The 22,174-nt window shown below is 40.5% G+C and carries 15 protein-coding genes and 1 pseudogene; 6 read left to right on the top strand and 10 right to left on the bottom strand.

The features are described 5' to 3' along the window. Positions 1–168: 168 nt before the first annotated feature. The 5 genes from serS to lrp all read right to left on the bottom strand — a co-directional run bounded on the left by serS (position 169) and on the right by lrp (position 7,984). Positions 169–1,458: a serine--tRNA ligase gene (serS, locus tag JEP36_RS00385; protein WP_109373512.1), complete on the bottom strand. Its 1,290-nt coding sequence runs from the start codon at positions 1,456–1,458 to the stop codon at positions 169–171. 118 nt (positions 1,459–1,576) lie between these two features. Then, on the bottom strand, positions 1,577–2,926 hold the full coding sequence (locus tag JEP36_RS00380; RefSeq protein WP_198620527.1) for a replication-associated recombination protein A: 1,350 nt from the start codon (positions 2,924–2,926) through the stop codon (positions 1,577–1,579). Positions 2,927–2,933: 7 nt separating this feature from the next. Further along, entirely contained in the window at positions 2,934–3,542 is a 609-nt protein-coding gene (gene lolA / locus JEP36_RS00375) for an outer membrane lipoprotein chaperone LolA (RefSeq protein ID WP_109373511.1), read from the bottom strand. A 113-nt stretch (positions 3,543–3,655) separates the two neighbouring features. Next, positions 3,656–7,357, bottom strand: coding sequence for a DNA translocase FtsK 4TM domain-containing protein (locus JEP36_RS00370; protein WP_198629736.1), 3,702 nt, complete (start codon positions 7,355–7,357; stop codon positions 3,656–3,658). Between the two features lie 132 nt (positions 7,358–7,489). Continuing rightward, a complete protein-coding gene (gene lrp, locus JEP36_RS00365) occupies positions 7,490–7,984 on the bottom strand; it encodes a leucine-responsive transcriptional regulator Lrp (protein WP_004244566.1) in 495 nt (164 codons plus the stop codon). A 544-nt stretch (positions 7,985–8,528) separates the two neighbouring features. Between lrp and trxB the strand changes: the two genes are divergently transcribed. The 5 genes from trxB to infA all read left to right on the top strand — a co-directional run bounded on the left by trxB (position 8,529) and on the right by infA (position 14,406). Continuing rightward, entirely contained in the window at positions 8,529–9,488 is a 960-nt protein-coding gene (gene trxB / locus JEP36_RS00360) for a thioredoxin-disulfide reductase (RefSeq protein WP_109373510.1), read from the top strand. Between the two features lie 141 nt (positions 9,489–9,629). Continuing rightward, positions 9,630–11,399, top strand: a complete 1,770-nt coding sequence (gene cydD / locus JEP36_RS00355) for a heme ABC transporter permease/ATP-binding protein CydD (RefSeq protein WP_198620493.1) — start codon at positions 9,630–9,632, stop codon at positions 11,397–11,399. Positions 11,400–11,401: 2 nt separating this feature from the next. Continuing rightward, a complete protein-coding gene (gene cydC / locus JEP36_RS00350; RefSeq protein ID WP_198629735.1) occupies positions 11,402–13,153 on the top strand; it encodes a heme ABC transporter ATP-binding protein/permease CydC in 1,752 nt (583 codons plus the stop codon). Position 13,154: 1 nt separating this feature from the next. Continuing rightward, a complete protein-coding gene (gene aat / locus JEP36_RS00345) occupies positions 13,155–13,847 on the top strand; it encodes a leucyl/phenylalanyl-tRNA--protein transferase (RefSeq protein ID WP_198620491.1) in 693 nt (230 codons plus the stop codon). A 340-nt stretch (positions 13,848–14,187) separates the two neighbouring features. Continuing rightward, a complete protein-coding gene (gene infA, locus JEP36_RS00340; protein ID WP_004244560.1) occupies positions 14,188–14,406 on the top strand; it encodes a translation initiation factor IF-1 in 219 nt (72 codons plus the stop codon). A gap of 118 nt (positions 14,407–14,524) precedes the next feature. Here infA and clpA read toward each other — a convergent pair whose 3' ends face one another. Beyond that, positions 14,525–16,816, bottom strand: a complete 2,292-nt coding sequence (clpA, locus tag JEP36_RS00335; protein ID WP_198629734.1) for an ATP-dependent Clp protease ATP-binding subunit ClpA — start codon at positions 16,814–16,816, stop codon at positions 14,525–14,527. Between the two features lie 30 nt (positions 16,817–16,846). Further along, positions 16,847–17,161, bottom strand: coding sequence for an ATP-dependent Clp protease adapter ClpS (gene clpS / locus JEP36_RS00330; protein ID WP_109373506.1), 315 nt, complete (start codon positions 17,159–17,161; stop codon positions 16,847–16,849). 288 nt (positions 17,162–17,449) lie between these two features. Here clpS and cspD point away from each other — a divergent pair, with 288 nt between their 5' ends. Next, positions 17,450–17,659 (top strand): cold shock domain-containing protein CspD, encoded by a 210-nt coding sequence (gene cspD, locus JEP36_RS00325; RefSeq protein WP_109373505.1) that lies wholly within the window; start codon positions 17,450–17,452, stop codon positions 17,657–17,659. Positions 17,660–17,796: 137 nt separating this feature from the next. On the opposite strand, the gene macB is transcribed toward cspD, so the two are convergent. The 3 genes and pseudogenes from macB to JEP36_RS00310 all read right to left on the bottom strand — a co-directional run bounded on the left by macB (position 17,797) and on the right by JEP36_RS00310 (position 21,953). Next, a complete protein-coding gene (gene macB, locus JEP36_RS00320) occupies positions 17,797–19,743 on the bottom strand; it encodes a macrolide ABC transporter ATP-binding protein/permease MacB (protein WP_198629831.1) in 1,947 nt (648 codons plus the stop codon). Then, positions 19,743–20,600, bottom strand: a pseudogene (macA, locus tag JEP36_RS00315) (macrolide transporter subunit MacA); the annotation flags it as partial. The pseudogene macA and the gene macB, both read right to left, overlap by 1 nt. Next, positions 20,601–21,953: an IS110 family transposase gene (locus tag JEP36_RS00310; RefSeq protein ID WP_067424518.1), complete on the bottom strand. Its 1,353-nt coding sequence runs from the start codon at positions 21,951–21,953 to the stop codon at positions 20,601–20,603. Positions 21,954–22,174: the final 221 nt, after the last annotated feature.

The following is a 22,174-nucleotide window of genomic DNA, read 5'->3' as shown; positions in this document are numbered from 1 at the left end:
TTTTTGATACGCTCTTTATTGAGATTTAACTCTGATGAAATAAAATATTGTGGATTTAATGACTTATAAAAAACAAATAAACAGCGTTAAATATTTACTACAGTTAATAAAAAACCCCCGGCCTAAGCAGGGGGTTAAATTATTAATACTCAATTAATTAGATAATAATTAACCGATATATTCTAAACCTTTCATGTATGGGCGTAACACTTCTGGAATTTCAATACGGCCATCAGCCATTTGATAGTTTTCCATAATTGCGACTAAAGTACGACCTACTGCTAAGCCCGAACCATTTAAAGTGTGAACTAACTGGATCTTCTTATCACCTTTAGAACGGAAGCGTGCTTGCATACGACGTGCTTGGAAATCCCACATATTTGAACATGAAGAGATTTCACGGTAAGTATTTTGAGCTGGTACCCAAACTTCTAAGTCGTAAGTTTTACGTGAACCAAAGCCCATATCGCCAGTGCAAAGTACCACTTTACGGTAAGGTAGATTCAGTAATTGCAGTACTTTTTCAGCATGACCAGTCAGCTCTTCTAATGCTTCCATTGATTTTTCAGGATGAGCGATTTGAACTAGCTCAACTTTATCAAATTGGTGCATACGAATTAAACCACGAGTATCACGACCATAAGAGCCTGCTTCTGAACGGAAGCATGGTGTGTGAGCTGTCATTTTCAATGGCAAGTCGTCTTCTTCAAGAATGACGTCTCTTACCATATTTGTCACAGGCACTTCCGCTGTTGGAATAAGTGCGTATTGGCTTTCTGCTTCTTCTTCTAACGGTTTAGTGTGGAATAAGTCTTCACTAAATTTAGGTAACTGACCTGTACCGTACAGAGTTGCGTGGTTAACCAAGTAAGGAACATACATTTCTTGGTAGCCGTGCTCTTCAGTGTGCAGATCCAACATAAATTGTGTAATAGCACGATGTAAACGTGCAACTTGACCTTTCATCACAACAAAACGTGAACCGGTAATTTTTACCGCAGAAGCAAAATCTAAACCATCTGTTAGCTCACCTAAAGTCACATGATCTTTTAATTCAAAATCATAAGTTTTTGGTGTGCCCCAACGAGAAACTTCAACGTTTTCGCTGTCATCTTTGCCATTTGGAACAGCATCATCTGGCATATTTGGGATAGTTAAAACGTAATCACGAATTTCCGCTTGAAGCACTTCAAGTTCGGCTTTTGCAGCTTCAAGTTTTTCACCTAACAGGTTAACTTCTTGACGAAGTGGCTCAATATCTTCACCACGCGCTTTTGCCGCACCAATGGACTTCGATCGGGAATTACGTTCTGCTTGCAGGGATTCAGTTTCAACCTGTAACACCTTACGGCGTTCTTCTTGTTGACGAATTTTTTCCACATTGAGGATGAATCCCCTGCGAGCCAGTTTTTCGGCGACCGCGTCTAGCTCATTACGCAGTAGATTTGGATCGAGCATGCTTATCCTGTGCTTATTGATAGATTAATAAAAACCTTCTCTCCTATCTTATAAAAAAGATATCTGAGACAAGGCATAGTTAAGAAATTAATGATAATTGAATAACCTTACCGCATCTTTACATTTTGCGATAGCGTTTTGTCGTACTATTTTGATCTTGTTGAGTAAGCCAGTCTAATTTCTCTGCAAGCTTGATCTCTAACCCTCTTTTCACTGGGTAATAGTACTGTGTATCAGCCATTTCTTTAGGAAAATAGACCTCACCAGCAGCATAAGCATTAGGCTCGTCATGAGCGTACCGATATTCAGCACCAAGCCCCATTTCTTTCATTAATTTTGTTGGTGCATTACGCAAATGCTCAGGTACATCATAATCAGGTTTACTTTTAGCGTCAGCAATGGCTGCTTTAAATGCAGTGTAAACAGCATTACTTTTGGGAGCACAAGCCAGATATACAATTGCTTGAGCAATAGCGCGCTCACCTTCGGCGGGACCAACACGCGTGAAACAATCCCATGCAGCTATTGCCACTTGCATAGCACGAGGATCGGCGTTTCCCACATCTTCTGACGCAATCGCCAATAAGCGACGAGCAACATAAAGCGGATCACCGCCGGCTGTTATGATCCTTGCATACCAATAAAGAGCAGCATCAGGCGCTGATCCCCTGACTGATTTATGTAATGCAGAAATAAGATCGTAAAAGCGATCACCTTTATTATCAAAACGAGCACTTCGTTCACCACTGATTTCTGTCAGTAATGCTGGTGTTAATACTCGTTTTCCTTGATTATCAACTTCAGCGATATCCGCCATCATTTCAAGCAAATTTAATGAACGGCGCGCATCACCATTAACCAATTGTGCAATCATTTTGCGTGTATCATCTGGCAGAATAATATTACGTCCGCCTAAACCCCGTTCAGGATCGTCCAGCGCTTGTTGTAGCACTTGCTCAATATCAGCTTCGGTTAATGAACGTAATAGATAAACTCTTGCTCTGGATAGCAACGCTGAATTTAATTCAAAAGAGGGATTTTCTGTTGTTGCGCCAATAAAAGTGATTGTGCCGTCTTCAATATGAGGCAAAAAAGCATCTTGTTGACTCTTATTAAAACGATGAACTTCATCAACGAACAGGATCGTTCTACGCCCTGCATTGCGATTTTGGCGCGCAATTTCAATAGATTCTCTAATTTCTTTAATACCCGATGTCACCGCAGATAATCGTTCTATATCAGCTTGCGCATAGCGACCAATGATCTCAGCAAGGGTAGTTTTACCCGTACCAGGAGGTCCCCATAAGATCATGGAATGCAATTGACCTGCTTTAATCGCTCGAGGTAATGGTTTACCTTCGGCAAGTAAATGAGTTTGTCCGATATATTGTTCCAACGTTTCAGGTCGCATTCTTGCGGCTAAAGGTTGGAACTCATTGCGTGAAAAATCGAGTGATAAATTACTCAAAATATCCTCACTGACGTTGGTCATCCACAGTCACACCCGCTGGAGGAGTAAAGCGAAACGCGGATGCATCGATTGGTGCGGCAGTCTGTGCAGTCAATTGATAATTGCTTACTTGACCGTCTTGTTCTGTAGCAGCAAATTGCTGAATTTGTCCGTTAGGTAATACAGTTATCGTAAAATGTTTTAAGTTATTTTCTACTTTAGGTGTTAACTCAAAACGATCACCAGACTGTTTCACGTCATAGTTTTGCCACTCTTTACTGTCATTACGGGCGATCAGCATAAAAGGCGTATTGGTTGTAGCACTTTCCAACCAAGTTGCTGTAACTTGCTCGACAAAAGGATTGTAAAACCACAATGTTTTACCATCAGAGATCAATGTGCTCTCATCCGGTGCTGTCATGTGCCAATTAAACAAATCAGGGCGTTGTACTTTTAAACTGCCTTCCCCTTTTTGGATAAGTGAGCCTTCGTTGCTGGTCACGGTTTGACTAAAGTTTGCTTGAAAACTATTTACTTTATTTAATCGTTGTTGCAAATCCTGACGTGCATCAGCCCAAGCAGCTTGGCTACTAAATAATGTCATCGCACACACTGCAAATAATACTTTTTTCATTCTACAAGCCTCGGCATGAGATAACGCCGACATAATGTCGGCGCATAAATTATTGATGATGTTGTGCAGATTATCATGCTATCTCATTAGCTGATAACTGTGTTTTCAAGATATTACATATCTGAAGGTGGTGGCGAAAGGACATCACGCGTATTGTTGTGATTTGGCGCACTGACAATACCTTGCATTTCCATTTGTTCCACAATTCTTGCTGCACGATTATAGCCAATTCTAAATTGACGTTGCACTCCAGAAATAGAAACACGTTGTTTTTCAACCACAAATTCTACAGCTTGGTCAAATAACGGATCAAGCTCTTCGCCATCGTCATATCCACCACCACTATTACCTTCACCTTCTTCACTGCATTTAGTAATAGCTTCAATATACTGAGGACGACCGCGTGCTTTCCAGTCGGTTGCGACTGCATGAACTTCATCATCACTCACAAAAGCACCGTGAACACGCTCAGGTACAAAACCATTAGGTGCATAAAGCATATCCCCCATACCTAGTAATGATTCTGCACCACCTTGGTCTAAGATAGTTCGAGAGTCGATTTTACTCGATACAGTAAACGCAATGCGGCTAGGAATATTGGCTTTAATTAACCCAGTAATGATATCAACGGAAGGTCTTTGCGTTGCAAGCACAAGGTGAATACCCGCAGCACGCGCTTTTTGAGCTAAACGTGCAATCAGCTCTTCGACTTTCTTACCTGCTGTCATCATTAAATCAGCAAATTCATCAACAACAACCACGATATAAGGCTCTTTTTCCAACGTTGGCATTTCTGTTGCCATACTGTCTGTTGGTTTCCAGAATGGATCTGGAATTGGGCGTCCCATCGCTTCTGCTTCTTTAATTCTTTCGTTATAACCTGCAAGATTACGCACACCCAATGCCGACATCAGTTTATAACGGCGTTCCATTTCAGCCACACTCCAACGCAGAGCACTTGCGGCATCTTTCATATCGGTAACGACTTCTGTTAGAAGATGTGGAATACCTTCATAAACCGAAAGCTCAAGCATTTTAGGGTCAATCATAATAAAGCGAACATCTTCTGGTTTCGCTTTATAGAGAATGCTGATGATCATCGCATTCACACCGACAGATTTACCTGAGCCTGTTGTACCAGCAACAAGTAAGTGAGGCATTTTAGCCAGATTGGCAACAACTGGCTGACCGCCGATATCTTTACCTAAAACAACAGTCAATGGAGAACGGCTATCACGAAATGCATCACTATCTAACAACTCACGCATATAGACGGTTTGACGTTTTTTGTTAGGTAATTCCAGCCCTACATAAGGTTTGCCCGGAATAACTTCAACAATACGTACTGCAATAGCAGACAATGAACGAGCTAAGTCGCGTGATAAATTTGATATACGCGCAGCTTTTACACCTGGTGCAAGTTCAAGTTCAAAACGAGTGATAACAGGCCCTGGTGAAATGCCAACCACCTTGGCTTTAACACGGTAATCATTAAGACGAGCTTCAATAAGTTTACCAATACGCTCAAGCTCAAACATATCAACAGGTTCATCTTCTACTGGTGGCGTTGTTAGTAGATCCAGAGAAGGCATTGGCGTTGTTGGCTTCAGCAATGGTCTATCATTACGCATCAAGAATGGGTGAATTAACGATTCTTGCTGTTGCTGTTGCTGTTGCTGTTGCTGTTGCTGTTGCTGTTGCTGTTGCTGTTGCTGTGCAAAATGCTGAGCCATATTAGGCTGAGGCTCAATACGTGATTGAGGTACAGCTTGTGGCGTAACAGGTTCTGAAACAATCGGTGTAAACACTGGCTCTATCGGATCTTCATCCAATAGATCATCAATTGGCGAGAACGCCTCTAATGCTGTGAGCTCTCTTTCTAACTCAATTTTAGGGCTGTATTCTTCCTCTTCTTCATCACGAGGCGAAATTTGTAGAAATGCATTGCTGGCTGGGTATTCAACTTTTTTCTCAATAGTTTGAGTCGGTTGCGCTGATTGTGAAGCGAATGAATGTTGAATATGAGGTTGATAACCCGTTGTTGCTTGCAATGAAGGTGCTGATGTTGATATTTGAGGTAAAACCTCATCTTCGTTATCATCTAACGAAACATCATCACCATAACGATCCTGCAATTGTTGCTTAAATTGTGCTGCTAATTGTTGCTGATATTGCTCATCTTCATCAATATCGCTGTTATTCTCTTCTGTGGAAGAGAACGTATTCGCGGTAACCGTTGGTTCATCACGATAATCATCTTGTTGATGATTAAATGAAGGTAATGGTGTTGTAATATTTGGCTGATGGGCTCCAATAATAGCTTCAGGATCAGCACTATCGTTCTCACCATAACGTTCGCGTTGCTGTTCGAGGAATTGCTGACGCAACTCTTGTTCGAAATTCGCTTGTTCTTGAATATCAGCTAACTCATCTTCAGATTCAGATTGAACGGCTTCCTCACGACGACGCAATTCAGCTTCGCGTTGTGAAGGTATATGAATGCCATAAAGCTCACGGCGTGTTGGCAATCGCACTGGATTTGGGCGTGGTAATTCAGGGCCTAATCCTTGTTTAACTTGAGAGCCATGACTAACAAGAGCACTCGTTGCTACCACACCTGCTGCCACTGTAGCTGCTTGCGTTAAAGAGTCTGTATCAGGTGCTAACGAGAATGTAGGTTCAGCTCTGGCAGGCATTACACTATCTGTTGATACGGACGATGGCTGTGCCATAGGTTCATTATCAAACGGCATCACAGAAGGTATATTCTTTTCTGGTATTGAGTAAACTGAACTTGAAGGCGCATTGACTTCTGATTGAGCTTCTTTTTTCAAAAATGCTTCTGGAATATCAAAACGGTAATGTTCTGGCTCTTCCTCTGTATGAGTTGGTTGTGAAACCGTTGCTGGCACAAGAGGATCAGCTTGCGTCAATGTTTGCGCATGTTCATCTGCTATGTCATTTGTTGCAGAGAAAGATGGCAAATCATCTTCTTGTTCTGCTTTAACTTGTAATGTGTCTATCTCTTGCTGACGAGCTAGCTCAAGTGCTGAAGGCGCAGAAAATAAAATATCATCACTCTCTTCTGTTGCTAATTCAGATTGCTGATTTTCTTTTTGATTTAAATTATCAGCTAATTCTGTAACAACGTCTTGAGTATCATCTTCCTCTTCTTCATCCTCGTAATCAGCTTCATTTTGGCCTCTATTGGTAATAAAACCAACACTTCCCAAAATAACGGCACCAATCTTTTCTGTGATTGTTAACCAAGACCAGCCGGTAAACAGTGTAAAGCCAATAGCCCAAACAGATAAAAGGGCAAGAGTAGCACCTAAAACATTAAACCACGGTAATAGGGCTTTGCTAAACAAACTTCCAATAACACCACCAGAGCTGAAATTATAGATATCATCAAAATTAAGATCAGCCAATGCACAAGAGGTAAAGATCAGAGCCAAAGCACCAATCGTGCGTAGTGCAAGGGAAAAGAAGTCAGTGTATTCACGGTTTTGTTGGTAGCGTAGAGAATTCCAGCACCCAAAAACCACGACGACAGGAATTGCATAGGCAAGTAAACCAAATGCAGAAAATAGAATATCAGCTAACCATGCTCCAATACTACCGCCTAAATTTTGAATAGGCTCATTCCAAGTGGTTTGTGACCAGCTAGGATCAGAGGGATGAAAGCTAAGTAATGAAACCATTAAAAAGACAGCGCCAATGCCGATGAGGATGAGAATAGCCTCCCAAATACGGCGACGGTTGCTTATCTTTGTTAAACGAATATTTTTATCTTCTGTATATTCCTGGCTCAAAGAGGGCTCTCCAGGTTTAACTTAGGGTGAATTAAAACGGAACAACGCTGAGATATCCCAGCGTTGAAACTGTATGCATAGACAGGAGTGTACCTAACTTTTTCCTGCTTTGCACCAACCTATTAAGTTGGCTTAGCGAGTTTTAATTACAAGACGGTTACTTTGTTTAACTTCTTCCATAACCACGTATGTACGTGTGTCATTAACGCCTGGAAGACGTAACAGTGTTTCACCGAGTAATTTACGGTAAGCGGACATATCAGGTACACGAGTTTTCAACAGATAGTCAAAATCACCAGAAACTAAATGGCATTCTTGGATTTCTTCAAGTTTTTGAACAGCCATATTGAATTGTTCAAAAACATCTGGTGCACCACGGTTTAATGTGATTTCCACGAATACTAGTAATGATGCATCTAAGTAATGTGGGTTTAACAGTGCAGTATAACCAGAAATAAATCCTTGGCGTTCTAAACGACGTACACGCTCTAAACAAGGCGTTGGTGATAAACCTACACGTTTAGATAGCTCAACGTTTGAAATACGACCATCTTTTTGAAGCTCATTTAGAATATTCCGGTCTATTCTATCAAGATCTTTACCCGGACGTTTTTTATTATCAATCATCTCTATACTCTCTTTCTCTTTTTCTCTTACTTTATTTTCCTATACCCATACCTGTACACCTTCAGCATCACTGTCGAAACTTCGGTATCAAACGGTCAGAGCAAACTACCAATCTATTTTCTTTTAATGCCAGATAAAAGTTCTATTTTATCCAAATACTCATTAGCAAATATCACAAAGTAACTATCCTATGCCCTGTCTGTCTAAAAAATAATACGTACAACATCCGAGGATAATTATCTTTAACAATCATGTTTTCGCAAATGTACAGCGGATTGTCAAAGCAAATGAGTAAAAATCAGAACAAGGCGCTATGTTATTCTCTATATACGCAAGATAAACATCAATTGTAAAGCAAAATGTTTCAGGTTAATTCGATGATGTTAGCCCAATATAACTCTATAATTATTAAACTATATTAGTATTAACTATTGCTAAAATAGCTAAAATATTATGTCTATTTCTCGTCATTGGCTTTTTTTAACGTCTTATTTCTCCTACAATCCCTCAATTCGCATCACGCCTAATCAGAGATGAGGTATACATGAGCACCATCAAACATAGCAAACTTATTATTTTAGGTTCAGGCCCTGCGGGTTATACCGCCGCCGTTTATGCTGCAAGAGCAAACTTAGAACCAGTACTGATTACGGGTGTTGAAAAAGGCGGTCAGCTGACAACGACAACAGAAGTCGAAAACTGGCCCGGTGACCCAGAAGGGTTAACAGGTCCTGGATTAATGGACCGCATGTTTCAGCACGCTGAAAAATTTAATACAGAGATTATCTCTGACCATATTAATAAAGTCGATCTGAAAAACCGTCCATTCCGCCTATTTGGTGATGAACAAGAATACACTTGTGATGCATTAATTATCGCAACAGGTGCTTCTGCACGTTATATCGGTTTACCTTCAGAAGAATCTTTTAAAGGCCGAGGCGTTTCGGCTTGTGCAACGTGTGACGGATTTTTCTATCGTAACCAGAAAGTCGCTGTTGTCGGTGGCGGAAATACCGCTGTGGAAGAAGCTCTTTATTTAGCGAATATCGCATCAGAAGTTCATCTGATCCACCGCCGTGATTCTTTCCGCTCTGAAAAAATCTTAATTAACCGTTTAATGGACAAAGTCAACAGTGGCAATATTATTTTGCATACTGATCGCACCTTAGACGAAGTTCTTGGCGATGATATGGGTGTAACTAAAGTTCGCTTAAAAGATACTAAGAGCGATAAAACCGAAGAATTAGAGGTTATGGGTGTCTTTATTGCTATTGGACATAGCCCTAATACCGCTATTTTTGATGGTCAATTAGAATTAGACAATGGTTACATCAAAGTACAATCAGGTACTCAAGGTAATGCAACACAAACCTCTATCGAGGGTGTTTTTGCAGCAGGTGACGTAATGGATCACATTTATCGTCAAGCAATTACCTCCGCAGGTACAGGCTGTATGGCTGCTTTAGATGCAGAACGTTACTTAGACGCACTAAAATCCAACTAAAATCATCACTTCCTTTCAAGGCGCTATTTCAGTAGCGCCTTTTACCATGTAACATACTAGCCTGGTTGCCAAAGCGTATAACTACTTACCCTTGGCCTTTCTGATACTGTGTATCTCACCTGCAAATTTGAATCTTTTCTTATGGATAAAACTAAACAAAGTGAATTGGTTCGATGGCTGAAACAGCAAAGTGCTCCAGCCCGCCGATGGCTACGGCTATCAATGATCTTAGGTGTTGTAAGCGGTTTATTAATTATTGCACAAGCATGGTTATTAGCTGTTTTACTTCAAGCATTTATCATGGACAGTCTGAGTCGTGATATACATATACCTACCTTTCTCACCCTTATTGGTATTTTTATCTTACGCGCTGTAGTGATGGCGATAAGAGAGCGTGTAGGTTATCGATGTGGTATGGCGGTCAGGCAACAAATTCGTAAAATCGTGCTTGATAAACTTGAAGAGCTAGGTCCTGTTTGGGTTAAAGGCAAACCCGCAGGGAGTTGGGCAACAATTATTCTAGAGCAAATAGAAGATATGCAAGATTACTATGCGCGTTATATTCCGCAAATGTATCTTTCTACTATTGTGCCTATTCTTATCCTTATCACCATTTTCCCTGTTAACTGGGCTGCTGCCTTGATTCTATTTTTCACCGCCCCACTGATCCCGCTATTTATGGCATTAGTTGGATTAGGTGCAGCAGATGCTAACCGCAGAAACTTCCTCGCATTAGGTCGTTTAAGTGGTAACTTCCTAGATAGATTAAGAGGGCTAGATACATTACGGTTATTTAACCGTGGTAATGCAGAAGTTAAACAAATCACCGAAGCAACAGAAGATTTCCGCAAACGTACAATGGAAGTGCTAAGAATGGCATTTCTTTCGTCAGGCGTATTGGAATTCTTTACCGCTGTTTCTATCGCTGTTGTGGCTGTTTACTTTGGTTTTTCTTACTTAGGTGAACTTAGTTTCGGTAGTTATGGCTTAGGTGTCACACTATTCTCAGGCTTTTTGGCGCTGATCTTAGCCCCTGAATTTTTTCAACCTTTGCGTGATTTAGGAACTTACTATCATGCCAAAGCACAAGCCATTGGCGCCGCAGAATCTCTGGTTGAATTTTTAGAAGCCGATGGTGAAAAACCACAATTCACAGGTAATGAGCGCATCAATACAACAGAAAGTATTGAGATTACAGCTCATGAACTAGAAATTCTATCTCATCAAGGTGTTAAACTCGCAGGTCCATTAAACTTTACCATTAACCCTAATCAACGAATTGCGATTGTGGGTCTAAGTGGTGCAGGCAAAAGCTCGCTATTAAATGCGCTACTCGGCTTTTTACCTTATCGTGGCTCATTAAAAGTTAATGGCGTTGAATTGACGCAACTCTCACCTGAAGCATGGCGTCAATGTTTAAGCTGGGTTGGTCAAAATCCTAATTTACCAGAACAAACCTTGCTAGATAATATTCGCTTAAGTAATCCTAATGCCAGCAATGAACAAATCAATCTTGCCATTGAAAAAGCGTATGTCAGCGATTTTATTAATGAGTTACCTGACGGCTTAAATACGATTATTGGCGATAGTGCTGCACGCCTTTCTGTTGGTCAGGCTCAGCGTATTGCTGTTGCTCGTGCTTTATTGTCGCCTTGTCAATTTTTGTTATTAGATGAACCCGCAGCAAGCCTTGATTCTCATAGTGAACAACGTGTCATGCATGCGCTTAATAACGCTTCATTAAATCAAACAACCTTGCTTATTACCCATCTACTTGAAGAAACATTGGGTTACGACCAAATTTGGGTGATGGAAAAAGGTCAGATTATTGAAACTGGCACTTATGCATCATTAAGCCAACAGAACGGCACTTTTGCTCGCCTTCTTGCTCATCGTAAAGAGGAACTTTAATCATGAGAGTATTGCTTCCTTTTCTTGCGCTCTATCGACGTCACTGGTTTATGTTATTGCTGGGGATTATCCTTGCAATTCTGACGTTACTGGCGAGTATTGGCCTTTTAACACTATCGGGCTGGTTTTTAGCAGGTACTTCTCTTGCGGGTTTTGCGGGTATTTATAGCTTTAACTATATGCTACCCGCAGCGGGTGTTCGAGGTGCTGCAATTTTTCGTACTGCGGGTCGTTATTTTGAAAGGCTTGTCAGCCATGACGCAACGTTTCGCGTATTATCGCACCTACGTGTATTCACCTTTAAAAAGATCCTCCCTCTTTCGCCAGGTGGAATTGCACGTTTTCGTCAAGGTGAGTTACTAAACCGCTTAGTTGCTGATGTTGAAACGCTCGATCATCTTTATATTCGCGTTATTTCCCCTATCATTGCCGCTTTTGTTGTCATTATGACAATTATGTTTGGCCTTGGTTTAATCGATGCACGTTTAGCCAATACGCTAGGTGGCATTATGCTTACCTTGCTGATTGTTTTGCCTTTCGTATTCTACTACGCGGGTAAACCTATTGGTCGTGATCTCACCGATTTACGAAGTCAATACCGCACAGTATTAACTAGCATGTTGCAAGGACAAGCCGAGCTAACTGTTTTTGGCGCATTACCTCGTTTTAGACAAAATCTGGCGCAACTTGAAGCTAAATGGCTACATAGACAAGCACAACAAGCAAACTTAACTGGTTTATCGCAATCATTGATGATCCTCGCATCAGGCCTAACAGCAACATTAATTTTATGGCTGGCGGCTGATGGTATCGACAATAGCTTTATGCCAGAAGCGTTAATTGCCTTATTTACGTTCTGTGCATTGGCAGCATTTGAATCTTTAGCGCCTGTTACTGTCGCTTTCCAGCATTTAGGTCAAGTGATGACATCAGCAACACGAATTTCTCATTTAATTGAGCAAAAACCCGATGTCACTTTCCCTGAAAAAGGGGGAGAAAAAAATAATCGCGCCACACTTACAATGCACAATATTTGCTTTACTTATCCAGCCCAACCAATGCAAGTGATCAATCATGTTGATTTAACGATTGAAGCTGGACAACACATTGCATTACTAGGAAAAACAGGGTGTGGTAAATCGACGCTATTGCAGTTGATCAATCGAGCTTTTGATCCGACTCACGGCACTATCAGTTTAAATAATCTGCCTATTGCTGATTATGATGAAGCGACATTACGTTCAATGATGTCAGTTGTTCCTCAACGTGTTCATGTTTTTAGTCATACATTAAGAGAAAACTTAACAATGGCTAAAGAAGATGCAACAGATGAAGAGATTAAACATGTTCTTCAGCAAGTTGGTCTTGGGCAACTACTTGAAAATGAGGAAGGCTTAAATGCATGGATGGGTGATGGTGGTAGACAGCTCTCTGGTGGCGAACAGCGACGTTTAGGACTTGCAAGAGCCCTACTCCATAATGCACCTCTTGTATTGCTTGATGAGCCAACAGAAGGCCTTGATGCCGATACAGAACAGCAAATCCTTGCACTCTTGCATCAGCATTGCCAAGGTAAAGCTGTATTAATGATCACACACAGACTTCACGGTTTAGATAAAATGGATAAAATCTGCGTTATGGATGGCGGAAAAATCGTTGAAACAGGCACTCATGCTTCATTGTTACAACAACAAGGACATTATGCTAAATTTCATCAAAGACAGGCTCTATTAACACCAACGCACGAGGCATAATATGCCGTTGTTTCAATTGGATGATAATGATTTAGATTTTCCAGAGCCTCACTTAGCTTTAAAAGAGCCTAATGGTTTATTAGCGATAGGGGGAGAAATCTCCCTTTCACGATTACGTGTTGCGTATCAATCGGGTATTTTCCCTTGGTACTTTCCTTATGAAGAACCACTTTGGTGGTCACCTGATCCAAGGGCCGTTTTACCAGCTGGTGATTTGCATATTGGGCGCAGTTTACGTAAATTTATTCGGCACCAGCCTTATAAAATCACGTTAAATCATGCCTTTGCTTCAGTTATTGAGGCTTGTTCTGTACGTGAAGAAGGTACGTGGATAGGCCCTGATATAAAAACAGGTTATGAAGGGCTTCATCAACAAGGTGAAGCTCACTCTGTTGAGGTTTGGGAAGGTGATGAACTCGTTGGAGGATTATATGGTGTAAACATGGGTGCCGTTTTTTGTGGCGAATCTATGTTTAGCCGTAGAGATAACGCCTCTAAATGTGCCTTTATTGCTTTTTATAACCATTTTCTTCGTTATGGGGGTCAACTATTTGATTGTCAGGTGCTAAACTCTCATACTGCCTCGTTAGGTGCCACTGAGATCTCTCGTGAACATTATTTAGTTGCGTTATCTCGTTGGAAAAAAGTGATTATTGATAAAAAGTGTTGGTATCAGCAATCGTTGGAATTATAATCACTGCTTGTTTTTGTAAAGCCCTTCTTATTTAAGACAGAATCGAGAATGCCATTCTGTTATTTATGCAAAAAAGGTTTATACAAAAATTTTATCTTACACACCCATTATGTGGTTTGGGTGCTGTTATTTTATTGCTACAAATACCACAAAATAAAGAATTACGACTTCTGTTATTACTTTTACTTTAGCAAAGTAAAACGCAAGTTGCGGTAAGGATGTTAAGTGCAATAGCAAGGTGAACACCATTGCTATCCAATAACATTCCTTTACATAGGACAATATTTTCGGCATTATCTTGCCGTTTAAAAAATATGGTTATTAAAACTTAGAGGATTAGATGGCCAAAGAAGACAACATTGAAATGCAAGGCACTGTACTGGATACTCTGCCAAACACGATGTTCCGCGTTGAATTAGAAAACGGACACGTCGTTACCGCTCATATCTCAGGAAAAATGCGTAAAAACTATATTCGTATCCTGACAGGCGACAAGGTTACCGTTGAGCTGACCCCATATGACCTGAGCAAAGGCCGTATCATCTTCCGTAGCCGTTGATCCCAATCTGTTCTCTCCCGCTATTGTCATATAACGGGTGAAAAAAACACCACAGGCAAGGCATTTATTGATGCTCACCTGTGGTGTATGCTTTTATAGTTGAGATTAACCGCTATCCTTAGATAACGGTATCTTCATTCTTGGCTAGTTTTTCTTGGCTAACAAACTCATAATTCAATTTGCTTGCCAGCTTATCTAGTGTTACAGAAACTGAACCACCATTAACAAGAGAACCAAATAAAATCTCGTTAGCTAATGGTTTTTTCAAGTTTTCTTGAATAACACGCGCCATTGGCCTTGCGCCCATCGCTCTGTCATAACCTTTATCACATAACCATTGACGTGCTTCTTGGCTAACTTCTAGAGATACCCCTTTATCATCTAACTGCACTTGCAGTTCGACAATAAATTTATCCACCACCATAGAGATAATTTCTGGTGATAATGCATTAAACCAAATAATACTATCTAAACGGTTACGGAACTCTGGTGAGAAGGCTTTTTTGATTTCAACCATCGCATCAGTACTGTTATCTTGCTCTGTAAACCCAATCGATTTACGTTGAGTTTCACGTACACCCGCATTGGTTGTCATCACTAAAATAACATTACGAAAATCTGCTTTACGTCCATTGTTATCAGTTAATGTACCGTTATCCATTACCTGTAACAGGATATTGAATACATCAGGGTGTGCTTTCTCAATTTCATCAAGTAACACAACAGAATATGGGTTTTTAATGACAGCGTCTGTTAATAATCCACCTTGATCAAAACCAACATAACCAGGAGGAGCACCAATTAAACGACTGACCGTATGTCTTTCCATATATTCCGACATATCAAAACGTAACAGTTTTACATTTAATGCGTTTGCTAACTGTACAGTGACTTCCGTTTTACCTACCCCCGTAGGGCCAGCAAATAAGAACGACCCCACGGGTTTATTATCTTGGCTTAATCCTGCACGGCTCATCTTAATCGATTCAGATAAAGCATGGATTGCTTGATCCTGACCGAATACCAACATTTTTAATTGGTTATCGAGATTTTTCAGCATTGATTTATCACTGCTAGAAACTGTTTTTTCAGGAATTCGTGCAATTTTAGCCACGACCGACTCAATATCAGAGACATTAATGGTTTTCTTACGTTTACTTGGTGCAACTAAACGTGTTTTTGCACCTGCTTCGTCGATAACATCAATAGCTTTATCAGGTAGATGTCTATCGGTGATGTATTTAACCGATAAGTCCACCGCGGCCTGAATCGCTTTATTGGTATAACGTACATCATGGTGCGCTTCGTATTTCTGGCGCAATCCTTTAATGATCAAAACCGTCTCATCTGGAGATGGCTCAGTCACATCAATTTTTTGGAAACGACGAGCAAGTGCTCTGTCTTTTTCAAAGATATTGCTAAATTCCTGATAAGTCGTAGAGCCTATAACGCGAATTCGACCACCTGACAGTAAAGGCTTAATTAAATTTGCCGCATCAACTTGTCCCCCCGATGCTGCTCCTGCACCAATAATGGTGTGGATCTCATCAATGAATAAGATGCTTTTTTCATCTTTTTCTAGGGTTTTCAGTAATGCTTTAAACCGTTTTTCGAAATCGCCACGATATTTTGTTCCCGCTAATAGCGAACCAATATCGAGTGAGTAAATCGTGTAACCTTTCATCACATCAGGTACATCATCTTGCTCAATACGCCATGCAAGCCCTTCTGCGATAGCTGTTTTACCGACACCCGATTCGCCCACTAATAATGGGTTATTCTTGCGACGGCGGCATAACACTTGGATTGTTCTTTCTAATTCAGCTTGGCGCCCAATTAGAGGATCAATTTTACCTTGGCGCGCTAACTGATTAAGGTTAGTGGTAAAATTATCCATATGATCGTCACCTTGAGGCATCTCTTGTTGAGATTGTGCGTTCATATCATTCATGTCAGAAAGATCTTCGTTTTGTTGATCTTCTTTTGAAATGCCATGAGAAATAAAGTTAACGACATCAAGGCGACTAACGTCGTGTTTACGTAATAAGTAAGCTGCGTGAGACTCTTGTTCACTAAAAATAGCCACCAGCACATTAGCGCCAGAGACTTCATTTTTGCCTGATGATTGAACATGAAAAACAGCGCGCTGTAATACACGCTGAAAACTCAGCGTTGGCTGTGTTTCTCTGTCCACATTTTCAGGCAGAATTGGGGTCGTTTTACGAATAAAGACTTCAAGTTCTTCGCGTAAGACTACTAGATCGACTTTACAAGCTTCCAATGCTTCGCGTGCCGATTTATTACTTAATAGCGCCAACAACAGGTGCTCTACAGTCATAAATTCGTGTCTGTTATCACGGGCTTTCGCGAATGCAACATTAAGACTCAGCTCTAATTCGTGATTAAGCATAAGCACCTCCTCCTTAAAAAACTAACCGGATTATGCCTGTTCAAGAGTGCACAAAAGTGGGTATTCGTTTTCTCTTGCATACAGATTAACTTGAGCCACTTTTGTTTCGGCAATATCCGCACTATAAACCCCACAAACTCCTTTTCCTTTATGATGAACGTCCAACATAATTTGCGTTGCTTTTTCCTCGCTAAGGAAAAAATACATCGTAAGCACTTCTACAACAAAATCCATGGGGGTGTAATCATCATTATTCAAGATCACCTTATACATTGCTGGTGGCTCATTTAGCTGATGAACATCATCCCTTAACGTGGTTTCTGTTAAAAAATCAAACTGACCCATTGTTTTGCATTACTCATAGTTTTGTTAAACGTCACTTTCAATTATGACATTTAGTTTACCATCTCACAGGAAAGTCTGCCTATCAACGCTTTTTTATTCCCTCTTTTTACATCCAAAAAATAACAAAGCGTTAGCTACATCAAAATTTCGCCTCATTGAAACACTTTCTATCCCCTTCACCTCTTGACGACTTAAACAATAAAATAGAGTATGTTTTATGAACAGCTCAGTAAATATACTGAAAGTGATGTTAAACAAATAAATACAAGTATATGAGAGAAGCTAAGTATGGAGACAGGTACAGTAAAGTGGTTCAATAATGCTAAGGGTTTTGGTTTTATTACCCCGGCAAATGGTGGCGAAGATATTTTTGCCCACTATTCAACAATTAGAATGGAAGGCTACCGCACACTTAAAGCGGGACAGAAAGTTAATTATAGCACGATAAAAGGACCTAAAGGTGATCATGCCGACCTTATCATTCCTATTATTGAATAGAGGATAATTGACAGTATAGATAAACCCAATAAAAATACCTTTTACACAATGCAGTTCGATACTTTTAATTTAAAAGAATGCCTAATTCATTCAAATAAAAGCCCTTTCTATTAAGGGCTTTTATCTTATGGCTTGCGTTATTCTCTCGCGAGAGCATCTATTGGATTCATTTTTGCTGCACTTCTTGCAGGTAAAAATCCGAAAATAATTCCAATAGCAGTTGAACAGATAAACGCACTGACTAAGGCAATAGGCTGGAAAACAAAATGCCAATCAGGCAACATCACACTGGCAATCATTGCGATACCAAATGAAAGACCAATCCCTAATAATCCACCCACTAAACAAACTAAAACTGATTCGATCAGGAATTGTTGCATCACATCACTCGCTCTGGCACCAACCGCCATTCTAATCCCTATTTCTCGAGTTCTTTCAGTTACGGAAACCAACATAATATTCATTACACCAATCCCACCAACCACCAACGAAATAACAGCAACTAATGTCAGAAACAGTTGCATTGTCTGTGTGGTTTTTTCAGCGGCTTTCAACAAGTTGTCGATGTTATAGGTGAAAATATCTTTCTTACCATGTCTAATCGTTAATAGGCGAAGTATTTGCTGCTCTGCCACACTCGCATCATAGCCCTCTTTCGCCCTTACTGTGATGTTATCAAGGTAAGCCCGATTTAAAATTCGGCTATTTAATGTGCTGTAAGGTACCCATACTCGTAATGACTTATTATCACCAAAATTCGATTTTTGTTCAGCAACCACCCCTATAATCGTAGAGGGAATATTACGGATAATAATTTGCTCACCAATCACCTCTTTTTTAGTAGGAAAAAATCGGCGTAATGTATTTTGATCAATCACTACAACTTGAGCTTGCCGTTGGATCATATCAGGTGTAAATGAATGTCCTTGAGCGAATTTCATGGCATAGACAGAAAAATAATCATCACTGACACCCGCAACAGTGGCAGGTGAGTCTTGATTTCCACGACGTAATCGCGTACTAAATTGCACCTGTGGTGTCACCGCTTGTATGTAAGATTGTTGCTTAAGTGCGTAGACATCTTGGATAGTTAATGATTGCCTATCTTCAGGCGAATCACTGCCGAAATCTTTCCCAGGATAGATATCAATAGTATTAGAGCCAATAGCTTTTATATCTGCCAGCACCATGCTTTTAGCTGCATCGCCAATCACAATAATAGTGACGACAGAGGCGATACCAATAATAATGCCGAGCATCGTTAGCAAAGTGCGTACTTTATTCACAACCATTGCACGCCAAGCCATATCTAATGCTTGTGTGAAACGCCCAAATATTTGCCCTAAATAAGAAGAAGCTAAAACAGAGGTTGTCTCTTTTTTAACTTTATTTGCTGTTATTTGATGGTAATTATCATTAATAATCTTACCATCTTTTATTTCTATAATTCGCTCAGCCTGTGCCGCAATTAACGGATCATGGGTTACGATAATAACCGTATGCCCTTGTTCATTTAATTGCTTAAGAATGGACATCACCTCTTTACCAGAATGGCTATCCAATGCTCCTGTTGGCTCATCAGCAAGAATGACTTCCCCACCATTCATTAATGCTCTAGCGATACTTACACGCTGTTGCTGACCGCCAGAGAGTTGATTAGGGCGATAATCAACGCGATCACCTAATCCTAAGCGCGTTAATAATTCACGAGCCCTTTCTTTTCTTTGAGTGGCATTTTTATCTGCATAAATTGCAGGAATTTCAACATTCTGTTCTGCATTTAAATGCGACATTAAATGGTAGCGTTGGAAGATAAAACCAAAATGCTCACGGCGTAATGCAGCAAGTTGATCGCCTTCCATTTTCGCAACACTTTGACCTGCAACTTTGTATTCACCGCTACTTGGTTTATCTAAGCAACCTAAAATATTCATTAAAGTCGATTTACCGGAGCCAGAAGCGCCAATAATCGCCACCATTTCTCCGGCATTAATCGTTAATGAAATTTTATTGAGAACAACGTTTTCTTCTTCACCATTAGTATATAAACGGCTAACCTCATTGAGCTCTAATAATGCAGGCATCATGCTTCTCCTGAAGTTTCACCCAGAATAACCTCATCGTTTTCTTTCAATCCGCTGAGAACTTCTGCATAAACATCAGTACGCATTCCTATTTTTACTGTGCGTCTTTCTGGCTGACCATTAACCAATACATCAACATAATATTCATTAATTCCAGCATCATCACCTAACACAGAAAGCGGGACGAGAAGCACATCTTTCTTATTTTCAATAAGAATTTTAACTTGTGCCGTCATTTGTAAACGTAATAAGTGTTGGTCATTAGGCACTTCGAAACGTGCATAGTAAAAAATGGCATCATTAATTTTTTCAGGTGTGGGTAAAATATCTTTTAACTTACCGCTAAAGGCTTTATCTGGCGCACCTAGAACGGTAAAAGAGGCGCTGAGATCAGGTTTTAAATAGATAACATCTGCCTCTGATACTTCTGCTTTTACTAGCATTGTGTCTAAGTCAGCTAAAGTTAAAATAGTCGGCGCTTCTTGCGCTGCAATCACCGTTTGACCTTCAAGGGTTTTAATAAACGTGACAACACCATCCATAGGTGCCGTAATACGCGTATATTGCAGATTTGTTTTTGCTGTATCTAAAGTCGCTTGGTTCTTTTTAATTTGCGCTTCATAAGTGATGATGCGTGCTTTTTTCACTTCAACATCGGTTTTAGTGCGATCAAGCTCTTCTTGTGCAATCACATGGGTAGCAATCAACTTTAATTGTCGTTGATATGTCAATTGTGCCAAGCGCAATTCAGCCTGTGCTTGTTGAAGGTTGGCTTTTAATTCATTGTTTGTTTCTTGAGATTCAATGACGTCATTTTGCGCTTTTTTAGGATCAATAATCGCCAATAAATCACCTTCCTAAGAAACACATTCTTCTTTTGCCTGTAAAGTCATACCCATTCTCTCGGCTTGGCGTTTGAGATTTTTTAGTACCCTTTCTTTGTACCGCTCTTCGTAATATTCAGCGCCAGGATCTTTATACTTTGTGCCATATTTCATTGCATTGTAAAACAGTATAGCTATCTTTCTTGCAGTGGCAGTTACCGCTTTTGCTTTACCAATCCTAGATGAGAGCCTTCGATAAAATGCACCAAGGGCTGTATCTGAACGACCAACGGTCGTTGCTGCTAGCCTGAGATGAGCGACAACTCGATTATTACTCTTTCGGGAGTGAGAAGACATGACTTTACCACCACTAATTTTTGAGCCTGGGCATAATGTTAACCACGATGTAAAATGCTTTTCAGTCGGCCATTTATTCATATCTGTACCACACTCAGATATCAGTCGTAACGCAAGAAAAGGGCCTATGCCGTGAATTTGCGTGAGATCAGCCCCTATTAAACGATAAAGCTTTTCTCGCACATCAAATGTCATTGCGTTTGCCTGCTTTGCTCTGTGCTTTGGTTTGGGGATAGGCTCATCGGGTTCGCTCGAATTTATGCAAAGCCTATCGAGTACAGCTTCAATTTGTACATCACATTCATTTACTTGTCGCTGGTACACATCATACAAAATAATAGCTTGACGTAGAGCAAATAGATGTTCTGGCTGATAGTTACCTTTTAGGGCCGCACAAATTGTTTGTTCATCCGCTTTACAACGTGGATCTCTGAATTTTGCTAATATAGCTGGGTCGTGCTCGCCCGCAACGATGGCTCTTACAATCTTCATCCCCGTTACACCTGTGATATCAGAAACGACTATATGCAATTGAACGTTCATGAATGTGAGTGCTTTTTGCATATGTTGAATATGTGCTGCTGCATAATCCAACATACGTTCTCTGACTCGCATATATGTCCGAAGTTCAGCTATTGTAGCATCGGGTCTAAAACTGGCTTTTAGCAAACCACATGCATGAAGCCGCTGGATCCATTGTGCATCTCCCACATCAGTTTTCCTACCTGGTACTGCTCGGGTATCACGTGCGTTGGAAAGGACAACCTCAAAACCATGTTCTTCCAAAATTTCATACACAGGTACCCAGTATACGCCGGTCGACTCCATAGCGACGGTCGTTATTCTACATTTAGTTAACCAACGTGCCATGTTATGGATATCGCCAGTAAAAGCTTTAAACGTTTGAACGGATTTGTCACTGCGATCAGGAGGAACGGCGACAACATGAAAACGGCCACCTATATCTATACCCGCAGCATTAGGATTGATGACAGGAAGTGATTGGGATTTTGGTTTTAATTTTGACATAGTAACCTCGGCTCAATTGTGAATACCGGATGGGGAACTCGGATTAATCACTTTCCTAAACGGGGTCTATGCCACCAACATCGGGTCCGCAGATTTCCCTGGGTCAGGTTTTTTGACGGGATTTATGTCTCCAAAAGGCGTACGACCACTATCCGGTTAATTTAGAGTATAGATCTTTCTATGTTTCTAGTCAGATGGGGGATATCGCGAAATGTAGGCAG

Source organism: Proteus sp. PR00208 (genome assembly GCF_016238545.1).
In the GTDB taxonomy this organism is placed as follows: domain Bacteria; phylum Pseudomonadota; class Gammaproteobacteria; order Enterobacterales; family Enterobacteriaceae; genus Proteus.
This window is presented reverse-complemented; position numbering and strand designations above follow the sequence as displayed.

What these genes read in the sequence shown, in the direction of transcription:
- serS (WP_109373512.1), bottom strand. Translation starts at nt 1,458, where the DNA reads ATGCTCGATCCAAATCTACTGCGTAATGAGCTAGACGCGGTCGCCGAA.
- lolA (WP_109373511.1), bottom strand. Translation starts at nt 3,542, where the DNA reads ATGAAAAAAGTATTATTTGCAGTGTGTGCGATGACATTATTTAGTAGC.
- lrp (WP_004244566.1), bottom strand. Translation starts at nt 7,984, where the DNA reads ATGATTGATAATAAAAAACGTCCGGGTAAAGATCTTGATAGAATAGAC.
- trxB (WP_109373510.1), top strand. Translation starts at nt 8,529, where the DNA reads ATGAGCACCATCAAACATAGCAAACTTATTATTTTAGGTTCAGGCCCT.
- cydD (WP_198620493.1), top strand. Translation starts at nt 9,630, where the DNA reads ATGGATAAAACTAAACAAAGTGAATTGGTTCGATGGCTGAAACAGCAA.
- cydC (WP_198629735.1), top strand. Translation starts at nt 11,402, where the DNA reads ATGAGAGTATTGCTTCCTTTTCTTGCGCTCTATCGACGTCACTGGTTT.
- aat (WP_198620491.1), top strand. Translation starts at nt 13,155, where the DNA reads ATGCCGTTGTTTCAATTGGATGATAATGATTTAGATTTTCCAGAGCCT.
- infA (WP_004244560.1), top strand. Translation starts at nt 14,188, where the DNA reads ATGGCCAAAGAAGACAACATTGAAATGCAAGGCACTGTACTGGATACT.
- clpA (WP_198629734.1), bottom strand. Translation starts at nt 16,816, where the DNA reads ATGCTTAATCACGAATTAGAGCTGAGTCTTAATGTTGCATTCGCGAAA.
- clpS (WP_109373506.1), bottom strand. Translation starts at nt 17,161, where the DNA reads ATGGGTCAGTTTGATTTTTTAACAGAAACCACGTTAAGGGATGATGTT.
- cspD (WP_109373505.1), top strand. Translation starts at nt 17,450, where the DNA reads ATGGAGACAGGTACAGTAAAGTGGTTCAATAATGCTAAGGGTTTTGGT.
- macB (WP_198629831.1), bottom strand. Translation starts at nt 19,743, where the DNA reads ATGCCTGCATTATTAGAGCTCAATGAGGTTAGCCGTTTATATACTAAT.
- JEP36_RS00310 (WP_067424518.1), bottom strand. Translation starts at nt 21,953, where the DNA reads ATGTCAAAATTAAAACCAAAATCCCAATCACTTCCTGTCATCAATCCT.